This window comes from Pseudovibrio sp. POLY-S9 (genome assembly GCF_001431305.1).
In the GTDB taxonomy this organism is placed as follows: domain Bacteria; phylum Pseudomonadota; class Alphaproteobacteria; order Rhizobiales; family Stappiaceae; genus Pseudovibrio.
The window spans coordinates 17,071-33,176 of record NZ_LCWX01000122.1 but is presented as its reverse complement, the minus strand read 5'-3'; the positions used below and the strand labels follow the sequence as shown (position 1 = coordinate 33,176).

The 16,106-nt window shown below is 52.6% G+C and carries 15 protein-coding genes; 7 read left to right on the top strand and 8 right to left on the bottom strand.

Going from position 1 to position 16,106, the window contains the following annotated elements:
- The 6 genes from PPL9_RS09655 to PPL9_RS09630 all read right to left on the bottom strand — a co-directional run.
- The coding region (locus PPL9_RS09655; protein WP_152986656.1) for an ATP-binding cassette domain-containing protein at positions 1–512 on the bottom strand (512 nt) is incomplete at its 3' end.
- Between the two features lie 14 nt (positions 513–526).
- On the bottom strand, positions 527–1,813 hold the full coding sequence (locus tag PPL9_RS09650; RefSeq protein WP_057462501.1) for a hypothetical protein: 1,287 nt from the start codon (positions 1,811–1,813) through the stop codon (positions 527–529).
- Positions 1,814–1,852: 39 nt separating this feature from the next.
- Positions 1,853–3,082 (bottom strand): carbohydrate ABC transporter permease, encoded by a 1,230-nt coding sequence (locus tag PPL9_RS09645; protein WP_057462500.1) that lies wholly within the window; start codon positions 3,080–3,082, stop codon positions 1,853–1,855.
- A complete protein-coding gene (locus PPL9_RS09640; RefSeq protein WP_057462499.1) occupies positions 3,079–4,410 on the bottom strand; it encodes a sugar ABC transporter permease in 1,332 nt (443 codons plus the stop codon). The genes PPL9_RS09645 and PPL9_RS09640 overlap by 4 nt, the downstream gene beginning before the upstream one ends.
- Before the next feature lie 89 nt (positions 4,411–4,499).
- Positions 4,500–5,849 carry an extracellular solute-binding protein gene (locus tag PPL9_RS09635; RefSeq protein ID WP_057462673.1) on the bottom strand — a complete coding sequence of 450 codons (1,350 nt, stop codon included), beginning with the start codon at positions 5,847–5,849 and terminating at the stop codon, positions 4,500–4,502.
- Between the two features lie 11 nt (positions 5,850–5,860).
- Entirely contained in the window at positions 5,861–6,922 is a 1,062-nt protein-coding gene (locus tag PPL9_RS09630; protein WP_208989276.1) for a substrate-binding domain-containing protein, read from the bottom strand.
- A 433-nt stretch (positions 6,923–7,355) separates the two neighbouring features.
- Between PPL9_RS09630 and PPL9_RS09620 the strand changes: the two genes are divergently transcribed.
- The 5 genes from PPL9_RS09620 (at position 7,356) to PPL9_RS09600 (ending at position 13,127) form a co-directional block, all read left to right on the top strand.
- Positions 7,356–7,868 carry a helix-turn-helix domain-containing protein gene (locus PPL9_RS09620; RefSeq protein WP_057462497.1) on the top strand — a complete coding sequence of 171 codons (513 nt, stop codon included), beginning with the start codon at positions 7,356–7,358 and terminating at the stop codon, positions 7,866–7,868.
- 50 nt (positions 7,869–7,918) lie between these two features.
- Positions 7,919–8,908 (top strand): nitronate monooxygenase family protein, encoded by a 990-nt coding sequence (locus PPL9_RS09615; RefSeq protein WP_057462496.1) that lies wholly within the window; start codon positions 7,919–7,921, stop codon positions 8,906–8,908.
- A 177-nt stretch (positions 8,909–9,085) separates the two neighbouring features.
- Positions 9,086–9,463: a hypothetical protein gene (locus PPL9_RS09610; RefSeq protein ID WP_057462495.1), complete on the top strand. Its 378-nt coding sequence runs from the start codon at positions 9,086–9,088 to the stop codon at positions 9,461–9,463.
- A 266-nt stretch (positions 9,464–9,729) separates the two neighbouring features.
- Positions 9,730–11,064: a sodium-dependent transporter gene (locus tag PPL9_RS09605; protein ID WP_057462494.1), complete on the top strand. Its 1,335-nt coding sequence runs from the start codon at positions 9,730–9,732 to the stop codon at positions 11,062–11,064.
- Positions 11,065–11,792: 728 nt separating this feature from the next.
- Positions 11,793–13,127 (top strand): sodium-dependent transporter, encoded by a 1,335-nt coding sequence (locus tag PPL9_RS09600; protein WP_057462493.1) that lies wholly within the window; start codon positions 11,793–11,795, stop codon positions 13,125–13,127.
- A gap of 79 nt (positions 13,128–13,206) precedes the next feature.
- On the opposite strand, the gene PPL9_RS09595 is transcribed toward PPL9_RS09600, so the two are convergent.
- Both PPL9_RS09595 and PPL9_RS09585 read right to left on the bottom strand, forming a co-directional pair.
- A complete protein-coding gene (locus PPL9_RS09595) occupies positions 13,207–13,485 on the bottom strand; it encodes a hypothetical protein (protein WP_057462492.1) in 279 nt (92 codons plus the stop codon).
- Positions 13,486–13,888: 403 nt separating this feature from the next.
- A complete protein-coding gene (locus PPL9_RS09585) occupies positions 13,889–14,227 on the bottom strand; it encodes a hypothetical protein (protein WP_057462490.1) in 339 nt (112 codons plus the stop codon).
- A 296-nt stretch (positions 14,228–14,523) separates the two neighbouring features.
- Between PPL9_RS09585 and PPL9_RS09580 the strand changes: the two genes are divergently transcribed.
- Both PPL9_RS09580 and PPL9_RS34180 read left to right on the top strand, forming a co-directional pair.
- A complete protein-coding gene (locus PPL9_RS09580; RefSeq protein WP_057462489.1) occupies positions 14,524–15,165 on the top strand; it encodes a hypothetical protein in 642 nt (213 codons plus the stop codon).
- Between the two features lie 445 nt (positions 15,166–15,610).
- The coding region (locus PPL9_RS34180; protein WP_244273374.1) for an Arm DNA-binding domain-containing protein at positions 15,611–16,106 on the top strand (496 nt) is incomplete at its 3' end.

Below are 16,106 nucleotides of genomic sequence, written 5' to 3'. Positions count from 1 at the left end.
TCAACACGCAGGGCTGCATCGAGGTTGGAGAGCGGCTCGTCAAACAAGAAGGCAGCTGGATCACGGACGATGGACCGGCCAATGGCAACGCGCTGGCGCTGACCGCCAGAGAGTGCCTTAGGGCGGCGATCCAGATACTCTTCCAGCTGAAGAACTTCAGCGGCCTTGTTAACTTTGGCCTCGATCTCAGCTTTTGGGGCGCCTGCTGTTTTCAGAGCAAAGCCCATGTTTTCGCGCACGCTCATATGTGGGTAGAGCGCATAACTCTGAAACACCATGGAGAGCCCACGCCCGGCCGGTGGTAGGGCGGTGACGTCCTTGCCATCAATGTGTACGGTGCCGCGGCTGGCTTCTTCCAGACCGGAGATCACCCGCAGAAGTGTGGACTTGCCGCAGCCAGAGGGGCCAACAAAGATGACGAACTCCCCGGGATTGATCTCAAGATCAATCCCTTTGATGACCTGAAGATCACCAAACCATTTTTCGACACCCTCAAGGCGAATAGCTCCCATTCTTCCGTTCCTCCTCAGGCTGCTTTAGCGGTTAGGCTTGGTGTGGCCCATGTGAGCCAGATGGCGGATGTCCATGAGAAGGAGTTGCCGCCAGCGCCTTCGCCGGTGATTGGATCAAAATATTCCGCAAAATCACTCTTTTCGATCAGCGAAACAGTGTCTGTGCGCAGGCGTTCAGCCCGGGCTGTGTCGCCCATATCTGCAAACCCTGTTGCGATGAGATAGTTGATGATGCCCCAGACCGGACCACGCCAGTAGCGCATGCTTTCAAACAGCGGGTGATCCGGATCGTAACTTGGCATGGTGTAGTTGACCTTTGCCGCGATCCGGTCGAAGTGCTCACGTGTTGGGTTGATGTACTTCTCTTCGCGAATGCCTGCATATGGTGCGAGGAAGGAGGCGCTGGAGATGCCGTCTCCCAGAACGTCATTGCGCAGATCGTAAGTGCAGAAGGCTTGCTTTTCTTCATTCCAGAGCTTGGCCACGCCTTTTTCCGTCAGCGCAATCCAGCCCTTCAGTTCTTCTGCTGCGTCTGTTTCTCTCAGCGCTTCGGCCATGGCCAGCAGGTCACGGTCTGCGCGCAACAGGATGAAGGTGTTGCCCGGGTCAGCCACAAAGAACGGGCACTGGTCTGCAACGATCTTTGGATCCCAGTTGTTGTCGCGGCCAAACTTTACGATTGCCAGATAGCGGTCGTAGTCGATCTTCTTCGGGCGCATCTCAGGGTTTACGTGAGATGTGTCTTTACGGGTGTATTCACCAATATCAGAGATATCGACGTGGCTTGCAGCATTGTCCCAGTCCGGAAGGTTGTCGCGGCCAGATTCCCATGGGTGCATGATTGCGATGACGCCGTGACCTTCCGGGTCACGGTAGGTGTGATACCAGCGATGCCATGCAAGTAATTTCGGGAAGAGGGTTTTGATTTTCTCGATGCCAGCTTGTGAGGTGTCCTGCTCAAACAAGCGGCGAACAACGGTTGCTGCCACTGGTGGCTGAGAGTGGCCGGAGGTTGGGATCTTCGGGTTTGTGGTGCCCCAGACGGACGGACCTGGGAAGTAGCTTGGGTCATCCTTGCGGAAGATGATGTGCGGGACCATGCCGTCATCCCACTGGCCTTCAAAGAGCAGTTCAATCTCTTCCCATGCGCGGTCCATGTTGAACGTTGCAAAGCCGAGGGCGACGAAAGCGCTGTCCCAGTTCCACTGGTATGGGTAGAGGCCTTTGGTCGGGATGGTGTAGCCGCCCAGATCATTTTCCTTGAGGATGGAAATGGCCTGATTGTCGAGTTGTGCGGACATAGTAGATACTCCGATGCTTTTTCTTTTTGACAGTGCCGCTTAGCCTTTGACGCTGCCTGCTGTGAGGCCCTGAACGAGAAAGCGTTCGAACCACAGGAAGATGCCAAGAACAGGGACTGTTGCGATGACCGCACCGGCCATCAGGTGTTGACGGGGGACTTCTGAAGAGTTGAGAGACACGACACCGCGCGAGAGGGTGAAGATGTCTGGATCATCCAAGAACATGAAGGCGAAGAGGAACTCGTTCCACGCGATCATGAAGACGTAAAGGGATACGGATGCCAGCGCTGGCAAGGACAGTGGCAGGGTGATCTTGAGGATTACACCCAGACGGCTGAGACCATCCATGAGGCCAGCTTCTTCAAGCTCTGCAGGAAGGCCTTTGAAATAGCCTTGCAGCATGTACAGGGCGACCGGAATGGTGGTTGCCGGATAGACGATGAGCAGGCCAGTCAGTGAGTTGCGCAGACCCAGCTGAGAGAAGACAGCGTAAAGCGGTATGACCAGAACAATTGCTGGTACCATGTAGATGAGCAGCACGGAGCGGGACATCCAGGAGCGACCCGGGAAGTTCAGGCGGGAGACAGCGTAAGCTCCCGGGACTGAGAACAGCAGGGTCAGGATAACAGTTGCTACTGAAACAATGGCAGAGACCGTCAGATAGGTGCCGAAGTTGAACTGGGTGAACAGCTCCACATAAGAGCGGAACATGCCGGAGATGCCGCCTGACAGATCAATGGACAGATCCAACGGGTTGCCGAGCAGTTGTTGTTGGCTCTTTAAGCTGGTCATGACCATGACGTAGAACGGTAGGGCGACCATGACGGTGAAGGTGACGAAGCCAAATCCTTTTGCAACACGCAGGAAGACGACTTCCTTCTCATATCGCGTGAGGTTGCCCTTTGGCGTGCCTGCCAGTGTCTGTCGATTGGCCCAATACGTTATGGCTACAAAAGAGACCAGTGCGATGAGCTGCCAGAGCGGTTCTACGGAAAGTGGCAGGGCAAACGGAGCGCCGAGAGTTGCTGCGAGCAGCGCCAGCAGGATGATGGCGGCAGGGGCGTATTTTTGACCGGTACTGGTGGTTTTACTCTCCCACAGATGGGTGAAGAGAGCGCCCAGCGCGGAGGCGAGGACGGCGGCGCCCACTTGTGGGATGGCGAGCTCTCCGGTGATGAGTGTCAGGGTGACACCAATCACGATCATGGAGAGGAAGCCCCAGACGGCGCCGCTTAGGCCGGCAAGAACGTAACTACTGAGCAATCTCATAGCCCTTCCTCCTTGGTGGAAAAGCGGATGAACAAGGTGGCGAAGGTGACGAGAACAACAAAGACGACCACGGCAACGGCAGCGCCAGCACCCAGATTGGAAAGGGCAAAGCCTTGCTCGTACACATCCACGGTCAGGGTGCGGGTTCCGGCGTTACCACCAGTGAGCAGGAAGATGTCGTCGAACTTGTTGAAGGTCCAGATGAAGCGCAGCAGGAAGAGGACGGACAGGATGCCCATGAGCTGTGGCAGGGAAATGTACCAGAACTGCTGCATTGGGGTCGCGCCGTCCATTTCAGCTGCCTCATAGATGTCCGTTGAAACGGATTGCATACGAGCCAGAATGAACAGGAAAGATAGTGGGAAGTAACGCCATGCTTCAAACGCGATGACAGTTGAGAGCGCCAGTGGGAATTCGAAGGAGGTTCCGAACAGGTGCAGGTCTACCGCGCGCTGACCGAAGAAGTTTACCGGTTCTGCGAGAACTCCCATCTTGGTGAGCAGGGCATTCAGGGTTCCGGAGAATGGATCCAGCAGGACAACCCAGGTGAAAGCAACGGCAATTACCGGAGATACATAGGGGAACAGGAACAGCCCGCGTAGAATGCCTCTGCCTTTGAAGGAGGTGTTGAGGAGCTGGGCTGCAAACAGGCCGAGGACCAGTGCGCCAACTGTGCCGAAGATGGTGTAGTAGAACGTGACACGCAGAACGCTCCAGAACTCGTCACTGTCAAACACACGGCGGAAGTTATCGAGCGTGAAGGTGCCGTTGGTGAGCACACTGTCAGCATCGCCGTAAGAAACGGGCTTGCTGGCTTTCTCCGGCTTTCTCAAAGCAAGGTATTCGTTAGAGACTGTGCCTGAAATGACCAGTTTTTCGCGGGCTTTGCCCTCAAGCGTGCCAAGGTCGCACTGTATGTTGATCCCATTGAGAGAGCAGGCATCCGGCAGCTTTAGCGCGGTGAAACCGGGTGGGAGGATGTCGGTAAAACCTGCGTCTGCGATGGAGTTTTTCTGGGAGGAGTTTCTGACGCGGTACTCCAGCGTTGCCGGATCGCCTGCCTGCTTCGGTTTGCCTTTGACGCGTTCGTTGATGAGGACTTTTGGAGCGCGCAGATCGCCCAGCTCCACGGGCTTAAAGCTGATCCAGAAGTTGGCGACCAGAGGTCCGAGAACAATTGCGAGGATGATCAGAAACGTGGGCGCCAGCATGGTGTAGGCAAGGCGTGCTTCCCGCTTTTGCATGGGGCCTGCGCCTTTGGGCGGCTGGCTCACGCTTTCACCCGCTGTGCTAACAGATTTTCCGGCCTGATCGGCTATGGCGCTCATTGCGCTGTGCTCCTGATATCACGGTGGTTTTGGTGGATTGAGAGCCCGCAGACACGAGGCCTGCAGGCTTGGGATCACGGCGTCAGGCCTTACTTGATCTTGGCAAGTTCCTGATTGATCTTAGTGACCGCTTCTTCTGCAGAGAGTTCGTCATCAATGAACTCGCGGGTGTAGCGGTTGATGGCCATGGAGTTCAGGATCTTGGAGGCAAGGCTGAGCTGGCCTTCCTTCACTCCCCAACGGCTGGCTGTGTCCAGACCTTCTACAATTTGGGTGATTGTCTCAGCCGGATAGAGCTCTGTGAGCGGTGCTTTGCGGTCCACACCCACTGGCAGGGTTGCCCAACCTTTGATGAAGGCTTCTTTGTCTTCCGCATTGCCGCGGCGAACAGGGAACTTGCCTTCTGGTGCGATGGACAGGGTCGCCAGATAGCCATCATTCATGGAGTACTCCACGAACTGCTGTGCAGCTTCTGTGTCAGCATCGTTGGTGATGGAGAAGTAACGGATGTCACCCCATGCTGCGCCGGTCTTGTTGGATGGGCCTGACAGAGTGGTTACAACACCGGTTTTACCTGCCAGTTCTTTGGAGGTTGGGTCACCGTTGATGGTTGGCGGAGCACTGTCGCGCAGGCCTGCCAGCTCGTCCAGAATGAACGGAGACCAGATGATCATGGCTGCCTTGCCAGCGAAGTACAACTCACGGGACTGTTTCCAGTACAGATCGCCTAGAGGGGAGGCTTTTGCCAATGCTTTGTAGAAAGTCAGAGCTTCTGCAAGCTTCTTTTCGTCGAAATCTTTGAAGCCGTTTTCGTCAACCGGAGTTGCTCCGTTTGCCAGAAGCACATGTTCCAGAAGCTGGCTCATGAAGCTTTCGTCGATCTTTGTCGCGGCCACAAAGCCGAACTGCTCTGGCGGATTGTGAAGTTTTTCGAGAGCTGCGAGGATGGAAGCGTATGTGTTTGGTGCTTCCAGACCGGCAGCGTCAAACAGATCCTTGCGGTAGACGATCATCTGGGTCCAGCCGTCCACCGGAACAGCTGCGTAGCCATCAGGCAGAGCTGCCATGTTCAGAGCGCCGGATGCGAAGGTGCCTTCTTCCAGATCTTCGATGACTTCGGTTGCAGCATCCGTGTCGATGACGCCAGCTTCTGCCCATGGCAGAACGTGGATCAGCGGATGATAGATGACATCAGGCAGATCACCAGCCGCATAAGCTGCTGTTGCGCGGGTGCCCATGTCTTTTTCGGTTACCGGAATGACATTGACTTCAATGCCGGTCTTCTCGGTAAACGCCTTTGCCATTGCCTCCTGCTTGGCAAGACGTGCAGGCTGTTCTTCTGTGGTCCAGAAGCGCAGCGCTTCAGCCTGTGCAGCACTCATTGCAAATGCAAGCGTGCCAACAAGGGCTGTCGTTCTTAGAATGTTCCTCCCGAACATAATTTCCTCCATTATGCGGTTGCGAAGTATGCGCTGAGGTGAGCTTTCAGCTCCTCAGGTGTTTTGCGTGGCGGACCATCAGAGCCACGCTGAATAAGTCTTGCTTCGGCCAGTACCTGCAGCTCCCGTGCTGGCTGGCCGCTGATTGCTTTTGTGAGAAGCTCTGCCAGTGTGCTGCCTGCAAGGACTGGTTCCTGAGCGAAGCTGGTAAGCGGCGGGTCGAAATGCTCGCACACAGGCAGGCCGTCGTAACCAATGACTGTGACGTCCTCGCCAATCGTCAAACCATGGCGGCGAATGATCTTGGTGACGCCGATGGCAATGGCATCGGTCATGCAGATGATAGCTGTTGGCGGACGGTCCTGATGCAGTAGCTGAAGCGCTGCCTGCTCCCCGCCCGGTTCATCCAAGGATGTTTCGACGATCAGCTGGTCTTCAAAAGACAGGCCGGCTTCTTCCAAGCCTTGTTGGAACCCTTCAATACGCAGGCGACTGAAGTTCATTTGCGGATTGGACATCACTAGCGCGATGCGGGGGTGGCCTTGCGCAATGACCTTTCTGGCTGCTGAATAGAACGCGGCGTGGTTGTCGATGTCGAACCATGGATGTTCGCCTTCGCGGGCTGTCCGGCCATGGCTGACAAACGGAAAACCCCGATCCAATAGATAGTCCACGCGTGGGTCGTTGGTGGCGGTTCTGGTAAGAACGAAGCCATCGACCTTTTGCGAGGAGATGAGGCGGCGGATTGCCAGCACTGCATCATCCATGGAGCTCGCGGTTGTCACCAGCAGGTCTTTATCGACGGCATTGAGTGCCCGGGTCATGCCGTCCAGAAACTCGGCGAGGAACGGGTCTGCCCCTTTGCCAGGCATGAGCGGCAGTACGATGCCGAAGGTGTCGACACGGCCACGCTTAAGATTGCGTGCTGTGGAGGAGGGGCGATAGCCCAGCTCTTCGACTGCTTTGAGGACGCGCTCGCGAGTTGCTTTGGAAATGTCCGTGTAGTTGTTCAGGACGCGGGACACGGTGCCCTTTGCAACGCCTACATGGCGTGCCACGTCTCCAATGGTCACAGATCTTCTCTGTTGCACATTCTGGTCAGTGATGCTCACAGAATTCCCACCCAATAGGTTGTCATCAGATCGCTCCCATTCATGATCTGATTTCATCGATGATGCTTACAAAACCGATTTTGGAAGTCAACAAAATCGGTTTTGTTAAGTCCGAAATCGGTTTTGGAAACCGAAACACAAGGTTTTTCGGAAAGAGGGTTTCGGGTGGTTTCGGTGAGCGAAACTTAGCCAGAAAAAAGTTTGGTAGGGCTGGGGACAACTTGATGCGGACCGTCTGGATGCGGCAAGCCAGAGTGATTTTGGTGCTGTGCAGAGGTTTTGAAAAGGACTCAGTGGTTCGGTTGAAGACTAGGCCAAAGAGCTAGGTTGCCCATTAGGTAAACTGGAAATAGCTTCTTTAAACGAAGTTAAATTGAAAGTGCCGGAGCCGGGAATGAGTGGAGCGCGACGAAGCTTTGCAGGTGTTGACTGCGCGGTTGCTCAAGCGATCGAGCAGATGGGGGATCCCTGGATCCTGCTTATCCTGAGGTGTCAGTTTCAGGGCATCAAGCGCTTTGATGACTTTCAGGGGCATTTGCAGATCTCCACCAGTGTACTGACAGATCGTTTGCGGCGTCTGGTGCAAGCGGGTTTGCTGCGTAAGGAGCAAGACCAGCAGGACAAGCGCGGAACGGTCTATCTGCTCACCGAGAAGGGCATGGACTTTTACCCGGTGATGATTGCGCTGCACCAATGGAGTGAGCGCTGGGAAGCCCGTGAAGGTGGGCCGAGGCTGGAACTGCTGGACAAGCAAAGCGGAGAGCCCGTGCGTGATGTGCGTGTGCTTTCGCAAGACTACAGAGAATTGAGTGCCCGGGATGTTCTGGCACTGGTTGATGACCAGAGTGGCGAGATGATGCAGGACATTCAGGAGAGGTTGAAGCGCCGGAGAGGTGATGCCGCCTGATTTTGAGATCAAACAGGCAGCAGATTGAATTGTAAGGGAGTGTGTTTGAAATGGCTTTGCCGGATATTTTGAAGAATAAGTTGCGCCTGCCAGTTGTTGGCAGTCCTTTGTTTATCATCAGCAATCCAGACCTTGTGATTGCACAGTGTAAGGCAGGGATTGTTGGTTCCTTCCCAGCGCTTAATGCTCGCCCGCAGGAAAAGCTGGAAGAGTGGTTGATCCAGATTACGGAAGAGCTGGCAGCTTATGATGCGGCTAATCCTGACAAACCGTCAGCTCCGTTTGCTGTAAACCAGATTGTGCATCGCTCCAATGATCGTCTGCAGCATGATGTTGAGCTTTGCGTGAAGTACAAGGTGCCAATCGTGATTACCTCTCTTGGTGCGCGCCCAGAGGTGTTTGATGCGGTTCATTCTTACGGCGGTATCGTGCTGCATGACATCATTACCAACACCCATGCGCATAAGGCGGTTGCGAAGGGTGCTGATGGTCTGATTGCTGTTGCCGCTGGTGCTGGTGGCCATGCAGGTACAACATCACCGTTTGCGCTTATTCAGGAAATCCGTGAGTGGTATGATGGCCCGCTTCTGCTTTCAGGCAGTATCAGTACTGGCAAGTCTATTCTTGCATCACAGGTGATGGGTGCTGATCTGGCTTACATCGGGTCTGCGTTTATTGCGACTGAGGAAGCGAATGCTCAGCAGGCCTATAAGCAGATGATCGTTGATAGCGGTGCAGAGGATATCGTGTATTCCAATCTGTTTACCGGTGTGCATGGCAACTATCTGAAGCCATCCATCGAGCAAGCAGGTATGGATCCTAGTAATCTGCCAGAAGGCGATCTGAAGACCATGGACTTTCATAGTGCTGACAAGGGTAAGCCGAAGAGCTGGAAAGAGATCTGGGGCTGCGGCCAGGGCATTGGCGCGGTGAAAACCATCGGCAGCACTGGTGATCTGGTTGCACGGTTGTCGTCAGAGTATGATGCGGCTTGCAAAGCGGTGACGGCGCAGGCTTCTACACTGGAGCCTGCTGAGTAAGCTGGTCTTGCGTTTGGTTTGGGTGTTAGCTCACAAGCCAGTTCGATATTGATACATATTACAAGGCTGCTGGGTTTGGCTCAGCAGCCTTTTCTTTCACATCTGTGCGGATGTTTCGTCCTTATCAGTGTCCTGCCATGATTTTGTAGGGGTGGGACCAAACAAGAAGGAAAAAAAATGCGTAACTTTTTGTGTCTCGGCCTTCTATTGGCCGTTCCTTTCATGGTTGCCTCTGAAGGCTATGCTCAGGGGAGTTCCAACCAGGTAACTCCGCCCATGACACAGTACTGTAATCGCGGTGATGTGCTGTATGCGGATGGAAGCAATGCAGACGGCCCAATGCCGATGATCAAGTGCGGTCAGAACTCGCTGGTTTATCAACGCACCAACATGAGCTTTCCGCTGTCCGTTGTCTCCAATGGCAAACTGTCCGTGGGCAATGCAAACGGTGCTTGTCAGAGTGCAAAAGCTGTTGGTGCGGATGCAATTGTCAGCAACATCCAGTCTCTTTGCAATACGACACTGTGGCCGAACTCTTGTGCTAAGTGTAATTGAGTATAAGATATATCACTGGTAGTATTGATTGCTGCATGCCTAAAGTAATCAATACTACTTATTTTGTTGAGTTAATCTCACCAAATGCCGCGTAGTAATCAGTATTACACTTTTATAGGTATCGTGACACCTGATGGTCATATATGAGAAACTCTGTTGCATAAAAGGGGTGTATCTCTAGCGTTATATTGCTAGAATCGGGCAACTTGTGAAAGTTGATTTCAAAAATACACTTAAGCAAAATCAACAAGAATGGCTCAGGTCACATGCAACGAGAGCATTGGGGAAGTCGTATCGGCTTCATTCTGGCTGCTGCAGGTTCAGCAGTTGGATTAGGTAATATCTGGAAATTTCCATATTTGGTTGGCGCGGAAGGCGGCGGGGCGTTCCTCATTGTCTATGTTGCGTTTTTGATCGCGATCGGCGTATGCGTGATGATCGCGGAGATTGCGCTGGGCCGTCAGGCTCAGGCCAATCCATTCAGCGCGTTTAAACGTGTTGGTGGCGCAGGCTGGTCAATTTTTGGTCTCATGGCGGTTTTGACCGCGTTTCTTATTCTCTCGTTTTATTCCGTTGTTGGTGGCTGGACCATCGCCTACGTGGTTAAGACAATCACCGGCGGCTTCTCTGGCTATTCCGGTGCGGAATTTGAGGGACACTTTGGTGCGCTGGTGACAGATGCAGTTGAGCCGATCATTTATCACGCTGCCTTTATGGCGATTGGCGTGCTGATCGTGATCAACGGTATTACCGGCGGCATTGAAAAGGCATCGAAGATCATGATGCCTCTTTTGTTTGTTCTGCTGGCTTTGCTGGTTATCCGGTCTCTGACCCTTGATGGGGCAATGGCAGGTGTTGAGTACTTCCTCGTTCCTGACTGGTCTCACCTGAATGCGGACATGGTTGCCGCAGCTCTGGGGCAGGCGTTCTTCACGCTGTCTCTGGGTATGGGTGCTTTGATCACCTATGGTTCTTATCTGGGTAACAAAGAGAGCATTCCAAACGCAGCCCTTTGGGTTGTTGGTCTTGATCTTCTGGTCGCTGTTCTGGCTGGCTTTCTTATTCTGCCAGCGGTGTTTGCGTTCAACATGGATCCGGCTGCAGGCCCGGGATTGACCTTCATCACATTGCCAGCGATCTTTGCTGAGCTGCCGTTCGGTATGTTCATTCAGCTTTGCTTCTTCGTGCTGTTGTTCGTGGCTGCGATCACCTCAGCAATCTCCTTGCTGCAGGTCGTGGTTGCGTTCATCTGCGAAGAGTTCAATGTTGGTCGTAAGGCGGCCACCATCTGGGTTGGTATTGTGATCTTCCTGTTTGGTGTTCCAAGTTCTCTGGCGCTGGGCGTGTGGGGCGATATCACGTTCTTCGAACTGAACATCTTCGACTTCCTTGGCTACCTCACTGACAACTACTTCCTGCCACTTGGCGCGATTGCGACCTGTCTGGTTGCTGGTTGGGTGAGCTATGACAAGTTTGCTGCGGAAGTGACCAATAACGGTGAACGTCCGTTTGCCTATCTGACAGCATGGAAGTGGATGTGCCGTGTGGTTGCACCGCTTGCAATCATCTGGGTGATGGTCCATTCCATCTTCGGAGCATAAAGCTTCACTCAAAAACAATGAAAAGGCCGCCAGTTTTGGTGGCCTTTTTTAATGCTGTTTTATGGTCATCCGTAGTTTGACTTAATCTGGGCCGGAAGAGGGAGGAGAATGTGCTTATTGGGCATAGTCCCTTCACCCGAGATGGTCTTGATAAGGAACAGGGTTATGTTGAGGCAGCTGAAGCGCTATTGGGTGCATTCCATGAATGCCAGATTGCCGCGTGAGATGGTATGTCTGGACGAGGAAAAGCAGGCCAGGTATCGCAGTGTAAGGGGACGTTGGCCTCAGGAGTAAGGCCTTATCACCGTCCCAACGAGAGAAAGAAGCACCGTTTGAGCGGTGCTTTTTTGTGTCTGAACTGTGTTGGTGTGGTACGTGAGCAGAACCTGCGACGAAAAAACTTGTGGGCTGCATGTGGTGGCAGGAAGTTGCGTTGCTGTCGCCTGGTTAACGTAATAAATGGTATGATCAGCCAATATTTATGTATTTTATGGTGAGTTTTGTTGTTTGGTGGCTTAATATGGGCGTATGTGACTATATATTGAATTCGCCCAATAAGTGCAGCTGTCAAAAACGCATATTTTTTGAGGTAAGGGAAATTACCTGCGACAATCTGTCAGGTCAACAAGGCTAAAGATTTCATCAAAAGAGCTGGAACAACGAATTCATTTCAAGCTTTTGCGCTTGATTGAAACAAACCATCACATGTTGATTGGCAATAACAAAAAATGAAACGTGAGCAATGGGGAAGCCGCTTCGGCTTCATTATGGCTGCTGCAGGGTCTGCGGTCGGTCTTGGTAACATCTGGAAATTCCCATACCTGGCAGGCACACAGGGCGGTGGCGCCTTTCTGGTGGTCTATCTTGTCATCATGGCGACTATCGGCGCAGCGCTGATCATGGCAGAGATTGCTATTGGTCGTTCAGCGAAGATGAACCCTGTTGGTGCGTTCCGCGCGCTGGGGGGCCGCTTGTGGTCAGTTACGGGTGTGATTGGAGTGATCACGGGGTTCCTGATCCTATCCTTCTATTCCGTTGTTGGCGGCTGGACGATCGCGTATCTGGTGAAGAGTATCGCTGGGACCATTGAATCTGCACAGCCTGAGCTTCTGGAAGCCCAGTTTGGCGGGTTGGTCTCTGCTGTATGGGAGCCGATCTTCTATCACGGTGTGTTCATGGTGTTGACCATGGGGATTGTGATCGCAGGTGTGGCCCAGGGTATTGAGCGTTCCGTTAAAGTCCTGATGCCATTGCTGTTCATCCTCCTGATGGTTCTGGTGGTGCGCAGTGTGACCCTGCCGGGTGCCTGGGAAGGTATTGAGTTCTTCCTCGTCCCTGACTGGTCGCAGGTGAATGGCGAGATGCTGCGTGCAGCTCTTGGTCAGGCGTTCTTTAGCCTGTCGTTGGGTATGGGCGCGATGATCACCTATGGCTCTTATCTGGACAAAGATGCTGACATCCCGAATGCGTCTTGCTGGGTGGTATTCTTAGCGGCGCTGGTTGGTGTGCTGGGTGGCCTGCTGGTTCTGCCAGCCGTGTTTGCCTTCGGCATGGATCCAGGTGCTGGTCCGGGCCTCACCTTCATCACTCTGCCAGCTGTGTTTGGTGAGATGATTGGTGGCTATCTGTTCCAGATCATCTTCTTCGCCATGCTTTTGATTGCAGCTCTGACCTCTTCCATCTCTTTGTTGGCTATTCCGGTGGCTTACTTTGCAGAGGAATACGGCATTGAGCGCAAATGGTCTGCTATTGTGGTGGGCATTGTGATCTTCCTGATCGGCGTGCCATGTTCACTGGCTCTGGGTGTCTGGGGCGAGTACAAGCTGTTCGGCATGAACTTCTTTGACCTGATGGTCTATGCGGTTGACAACTACACCCTGCCAATCGGTGGTATTTTGACCTCGCTGTTTGCTGGGTGGGTTGTGCTTGAGAAGATGGGCAAAGAGTTGAGCAACGACGGATCTTTGACCTTCAAGTGGATGGGCGCCTTCACATGGATCATGCGGATTGTGGCTCCATTGGCTGTTGTCTGGGTGATGCTGAGTGGTTTGCTGGGCAGTTGATACAGCTGACGTTCTGAGAATAAAAAACACCCCGATCAGAAATGGTCGGGGTGTTTTTATGAGAACCTATAGCCAGAGATCAATGCTCGTCTTTTTTGTGATGCTCTCTGGTGTGCTCTTTGTGATCATGCATTTTTGCGTGGTGGTGGCCATCGTCTGAATGACTTTTGCCTGGGCGGTGCTTGTGTGGGTGTTTGTGGCCCTCCGGATCACCACCATGCTGGGTTTCCGGATGGCTTTTCTGGCCGCGCTCATACTCCTGTCGATCTTTATCATGCTTGTGCTCATGATTGTCGTCATAGCGCCGCGCCATTTTTTCCTTGGTATGGGCTGATGTATTCTGTTGTTTTTCTGTCATCATTTCCCCGCAAGTCTATTTTATAGATGGTTCTAGCATACTCGTATTTTCTAGCCTGAATGCTATGTGATGGCAGTTATTGAAGGCTGATAGACGGCTCTAAACATCGACTAAAATGCTGGGTTGTGCCAAAAAAAGGGCTGCGTGTGGCAGCCCTTTTCGGTGTTTGGTTGGTTCCCGATTTATCCGTTCTTTGGAGCGGTGAAGACTTTGACTTCTGGCAGTTCACCCTCAAATTTCTCAAAGTCTGCGATGACGGTGTGACCGCAGTTGCCCTGTGCCAGCTTGGAGGTGCCAAGGTCTGGTGTAAGGGTGTTAACGTCACCATAGGCGCAGAGACTGCCGACTTTGCCGCCTTCTCGCTACTTATACTGAGGGAAGCTTTTGAGTGCTTGCGCTGAAGTCAGTTCAGGTAGCGGGAGCCGAACCTGTTTAGTGCGTCTCTTAAGGTTTCCTGTTCATCCAGATGCCGGTTGGCTTCTACTTCGTGGTGATCCAGTTGAGGGCTCTCTTCTGTCATACGAAGGTGATCGCCGGAGTTTTCCTGAAGTTCTTCCAGAATATGGTCAAAGACCTGTACGCGCTCTTTGAGAGAATGTTGGCCACTGTGTTCCAGAAAATCTTTCAGTTTGGCCAGCTCTGCCAGCAAAATCGTGTTGTCTGCGATTTCTGAGTGATAGGTGCTTATAATCCCTTCAAGAGCATTTACATCTTCACCAGTGTTTGGGTTTTCTAAGCTCATTACAGGTCTCCTCGTTCTGGGGGAGCGTGCGGTCGTGCCTATGGCGATATGTAATTATTATCTAGCCATAAAATGAGGTATTGAGCGTTGTCCGTTGGAGTTGAGGTAAGTCGATGCCTAAATCGTGCCCGAAAGTTCTATGAGAATTTTAACGGCTTCATCAGGGGCCAACTTGCTGATGGGTTTCTCATTCCTTAACCATCTATTGAGTTCTACAAGTCCAGATATTCACGCAGTCGCCAGGCTCTCGTCATTCCTCACAAGTGTTTTAACGCAGATACCGTGAGGAGTTTGGTATGAAAAAAACAATAGGAGCCGATGAGCTGGATGCTGCAACTCTGGAGTTTGGACTTCTGGTTGGGCTGCTTCTTCCCGAAGGGGAAGATCCTGTAGAATACAAACTTAACAAAGACTGGTTGAAAGACCCAATCGCTCAATTGCGTAAGCAGCTACAAACCGTCAGCAAAGATCTCAACGGTTGCCTAAGAGATGCATTACAGGCCATGAAGAAAGGCAGCAGTGATAAGGCTGAAAATGCTGCTGAGGAATTCAGCAAGTGGAACCCGCTTCTTTTTCCAGCTATTGGATTTGGTGGCCTTGTTGGTGATCTGGGCGAAGTGCCTGCAATCGACTGGCTCTCGCTGATTACGAATGGTGGTGATGTGCCGGAGACCATCGAGAACTGGGTCCAAAAAGTTGCCGGAGATCGCAAAACACTAAAAGCATGGGGAGCCGCACTCGTTGGCCTCGCAACAGGCCGCCTGGACCATCCCACAGGATTGGGAACTCCCGACAATCCCTACCTCTTCGCCATCATGGATGTGGGATCCATAGGAACCTTGTATCTGTCACTGGCAGCAAAGAAAGAAAAGGACGGTTCTGTCGTCCTTGTCCCTGGCCTGACGTTTGACAGAGATCCAATTGATCTGGATGGGTGAACTCATTTCAGAAAAGCCTCCTCCGGGAGGCTTTGGAATTTTCTTGATAAATCAAGAGAGAAACGAAGGTGCTAGCAGCAGGAATTGAACCCGCGACCCCTTGATTACAAGTTGCAATTTGCAACTCACGCTCACTTACACTCTACTACGATTCAGTACTATGAATCAATGAGTTGTAGAAAATTATTTGCTCCTGCCTACCTTGCATTTCGCTGCGAAACTCGTACATTTGCTTACAATATGCTGACCAAAATCGGCAGGCATAGCGCAAGCGATCTATAAGGGGATGAGGCCGTGTTTTGTACAGGGCTATTAGAGAAGCCCAAAAGGTCGTCACAAGCTGTCAGGCCGTCAGAAACAGCAGCAATTCGGGACTAAATTTAACTTCTATTTTCGCATGTGGGGCGGTTCTTGTCACGGGCCGTCAGCGGGAGAGTTTTGTCTGATGCCCAATGTTACGAAACGGACGGTCGATGCAGCCAAGCCAACAGCGAAGAAGTACTTCGTATGGGATGGTAAGCTCTCGGGATTTGGGCTGCAGGTGGCGCCAACCGGGCGCAAAACCTTCATTGTCCAATATCGCACACTAGAAGGACGCTCTCGCCGTCTAACGCTTGGGAAGTACGGGGAGCTGACACCAGATCAGGCGAGGGGACTGGCTGTCGATGTTCTAGCCAAGGTGCGTAACGGGGAAGACCCAACTGTTAATCGCAAGATCATTCGGAATGCGCCGACGGTTGATGATCTGCTGGACATGTACCTGAGCGAACATGTTGAGGTGCACAACAAACCAAAATCTCTTGTTGAGATACGACGTATTCTTGAACGCTGTGTGAGGAAGCCCTTGGGCAAAGCAAAGCTGGCGTCAGTTACCCGACAGGATATCTCCAAGCTGCATCGTTCTATGCGCAGAACCCCGCGACAAGCAAACCATGTGCTGG

Excerpts from the sequence above, each read along its gene's own strand:
- PPL9_RS09615 (WP_057462496.1), top strand. The coding sequence starts at position 7,919 with ATGGCTTTGCCGGATATTTTGAAGAATAAGTTGCGCCTGCCAGTTGTT.
- PPL9_RS09600 (WP_057462493.1), top strand. The coding sequence starts at position 11,793 with ATGAAACGTGAGCAATGGGGAAGCCGCTTCGGCTTCATTATGGCTGCT.
- PPL9_RS09610 (WP_057462495.1), top strand. The coding sequence starts at position 9,086 with ATGCGTAACTTTTTGTGTCTCGGCCTTCTATTGGCCGTTCCTTTCATG.
- PPL9_RS09635 (WP_057462673.1), bottom strand. The coding sequence starts at position 5,849 with ATGTTCGGGAGGAACATTCTAAGAACGACAGCCCTTGTTGGCACGCTT.
- PPL9_RS09605 (WP_057462494.1), top strand. The coding sequence starts at position 9,730 with ATGCAACGAGAGCATTGGGGAAGTCGTATCGGCTTCATTCTGGCTGCT.
- PPL9_RS09650 (WP_057462501.1), bottom strand. The coding sequence starts at position 1,813 with ATGTCCGCACAACTCGACAATCAGGCCATTTCCATCCTCAAGGAAAAT.
- PPL9_RS09620 (WP_057462497.1), top strand. The coding sequence starts at position 7,356 with ATGAGTGGAGCGCGACGAAGCTTTGCAGGTGTTGACTGCGCGGTTGCT.
- PPL9_RS09580 (WP_057462489.1), top strand. The coding sequence starts at position 14,524 with ATGAAAAAAACAATAGGAGCCGATGAGCTGGATGCTGCAACTCTGGAG.
- PPL9_RS09585 (WP_057462490.1), bottom strand. The coding sequence starts at position 14,227 with ATGAGCTTAGAAAACCCAAACACTGGTGAAGATGTAAATGCTCTTGAA.
- PPL9_RS09595 (WP_057462492.1), bottom strand. The coding sequence starts at position 13,485 with ATGACAGAAAAACAACAGAATACATCAGCCCATACCAAGGAAAAAATG.
- PPL9_RS09640 (WP_057462499.1), bottom strand. The coding sequence starts at position 4,410 with ATGAGCGCCATAGCCGATCAGGCCGGAAAATCTGTTAGCACAGCGGGT.
- PPL9_RS09645 (WP_057462500.1), bottom strand. The coding sequence starts at position 3,082 with ATGAGATTGCTCAGTAGTTACGTTCTTGCCGGCCTAAGCGGCGCCGTC.